The sequence below is a fragment of the uncultured Flavonifractor sp. genome (assembly GCF_944387675.1).
Lineage (GTDB): Bacteria > Bacillota > Clostridia > Oscillospirales > Oscillospiraceae > Flavonifractor.
Window position 1 is genome coordinate 1 of record NZ_CALXFV010000159.1, and the last position, 2958, is coordinate 2958.

Below are 2958 nucleotides of genomic sequence, written 5' to 3' on the forward strand. Positions count from 1 at the left end.
GGCTCTGCCGGCGGTGGCTCCATCGGCGGCGGCACGGAAGAGAACCCCGACCAAGATGAGTCCCCCCGGCCTCATCCCTTTACCGACGTGGCCGACGGCGCCTGGTACGCCGACGCGGTACAGGCTGTGTATGAGCTGGCACTGATGACCGGCACCACTCCCGACCGGTTTTCCCCCGACCTGACCACCAGCCGGGCCATGCTGGTCACCATGCTCTACCGGCTGGAGGGCAGCCCCGCCGCATCCGGCGCTGCCCCCTTCCCCGACGTGGCGGACGGTCAGTGGTATGCGGGCGCGGTAGCTTGGGCCAGCGCCAGCGGTATCGTCACCGGCTACGACAACGGCCGGTTCGGCCCGGAGGACACCATCACCCGGGAGCAGCTGGCCACCATCTTCTACCGCTACGCCTCCTGGAAGGGCTATACCGGCGCCTCTCCCGCTCCCATGGACAGCTACCGCGATGCCGACCAGGTCTCCCCCTATGCGGTGGACGCCATGGGCTGGGCCATCTCTGCGGGGCTGATAACCGGCACCAGCGACACCACTCTCTCCCCCTCTGATTTTGCCACCAGAGCGCAGGCGGCTGTGATCCTGAGCCGTTTTTGTAAAAATCTAGAGTCCAAATAACAAGCAGTGCCCCCCGGCGGGATATTCCGTCCGGGGGGCGCTGTGCTTTTTCAAAAGAAAAAATCTGGATCGCTCCAGATTCCCACAAAAAGCCGTTGACTTTTCCAATTCATACATGGTATACTTAAATGCTTTCATGTCCAGAGCGCGTTTTCCCGCTGCTCCCCCATGTTACGAACAATATAGCACAGGGCCGTGGGATGCGCAAGAGGATATCATTATATTTTGTCCACGCGTCCGGGCGTGTAGCACCCGGATTGAACCGTCCGGTTCGTGCGGTTCGACGAAAAGCAGCCGATGAAAACCGGGTGCGGACCCTTCCAGGCCGCGCCCAGACAAAGAAAACGAGGTGTTTTTTCTACGATGGTCAAGGACGTCTACTACGGCAAAACCCTCCGCAAGAGCTTTGCCCGCCATGAAGAGATCCTGGACATGCCCAACCTCCTGGAGGTACAGAAGAACTCCTACCAGTGGTTCCTGGACACGGGACTGCGGGAGGTCTTCAAGGATGTGGCCTCCATCACCGACTACGCCGGCAATCTGGAGCTCTCCTTCATCGACTACTCCATGGATGAGCCTCCCAAGTACTCCGTGGAGGAGTGCAAGGCCCGGGACGCCACTTACGCCGCTCCCATCAAGGTGCGGGTGCGCCTGCGGAACAAGGAGACCGAGGAGATCAAGGAGCAGGAGATCTTCATGGGGGACTTTCCCCTGATGACCAAGGCCGGCACCTTTGTCATCAACGGCGCTGAGCGGGTTATTGTCTCCCAGATTGTCCGCTCCCCCGGCATCTATTACGCCCGCAACGAGGACAAGGCCGGCACCGTCACCTACGCCACCACCGTCATTCCTTACCGGGGTGCCTGGCTGGAGTATGAGACCGACCTCTCCGACATCTTTTACGTCCGCATTGACAAAAACCGCAAGCTGCCCATCACCTGCCTGATCCGGGCGGTTGGTCCCAAGACAGACGCCGAGATCCTGGAGCTGTTCGGCGAGGACACCCGCATTGTGGCCACCCTGGAGAAGGACGCCTGTAAGACCTATGAGGACGCCCTGCTGGAAATCTACCGCAAGCTGCGCCCCGGTGAGCCCCCCACGGTGGACTCCGCCGAGAGCCTGCTCAGCGCCCTGTTCTTTGATCCCCGCCGGTACGACCTGTCCGCCGTGGGCCGGTACAAGTTCAACAAGAAGCTGGCCATCTGGTCCCGGCTGTCTGGCCAGAAGCTGGCCATGCCCGTTGTGGACCCCTCCACCGGCGAGATTCTGGCCGAACCCGGCGAGGTGCTCACCCGGGAACGGGCTCACGAGCTGGAAGCCAAGGGCGTCAATGAGGCGGTGCTGGATCTGGAGGGAACGCTGGTAAAGGTCTTTTCCAACCATATGGTGGATATGGCGGGCTTCGTGGACTTTGATCCCGCTGAATGCGGCGTCACTGAGAAGGTCCGCTTCACCGTCCTTCAGGAGCTGCTGGCCAACTATTCCGGCGAGGAGCTGAAGGACGCCATTCGGGAGCGCATGGACGATCTCATCCCCAAGCATATTATTGTGGATGATATCATGGCCTCCATCAACTACCTCAACTGCCTGGCCCACGGCGTGGGCAGCGCCGACGATATCGACCATCTGGGCAACCGCCGGCTGCGCTGCGTGGGTGAGCTGCTCCAGAATCAGTTCCGCATCGGCTTTTCCCGGATGGAGCGGGTGATCCGGGAGCGGATGACCATCCAGGACCTGGACATTGTCACCCCCCAGTCCCTCATCAACATCCGCCCCGTCACCGCCGCCATCAAGGAGTTCTTCGGCTCCAGCCCTCTGAGCCAGTTCATGGACCAGACAAACCCCCTGGCCGAGCTGACCCACAAGCGCCGCATGTCCGCTCTGGGTCCCGGCGGTCTGAGCCGGGACCGGGCCTCCTTCGACGTCCGGGACGTGCACTACTCCCACTATGGCCGGCTGTGTCCCATTGAGACCCCAGAAGGTCCCAACATCGGCCTGATTTCCTACCTGGCCTCCTATGCCCGCATCAACCGCTACGGCTTTATCGAGGCTCCCTACCGCAGGGTGGACCGGACCACCGGCAAGGTCACCGACGAGGTGATCTATATGACCGCCGATATGGAGGATGAGTTTACCATCGCCCAGGCCACTGAACCTCTGGACGAAAACGGCTGCCTGAAAAACCCCCGTATCACCTGCCGCCACCGCAACGAGATTATCGACGTGGACCGGGACCAGGTGGACTATATGGACGTCTCCCCCAAGATGATGTTCTCCATCGCCACCGCCCAGATCCCCTTCCTGGAGAACGACGACGCCAACCGCGCCCTG

Annotated in this window: 1 protein-coding gene and 1 pseudogene; both read left to right on the forward strand. The window is 61.4% G+C overall.

Features of this window, described 5'->3' with window-relative positions:
* Positions 1–627: S-layer homology domain-containing protein (locus Q0J74_RS10930; protein WP_297214537.1), on the forward strand; the 627-nt coding region annotated here is incomplete at its 5' end.
* Between the two features lie 363 nt (positions 628–990).
* Positions 991–2958: pseudogene (locus tag Q0J74_RS10935) on the forward strand (DNA-directed RNA polymerase subunit beta); the annotation flags it as partial.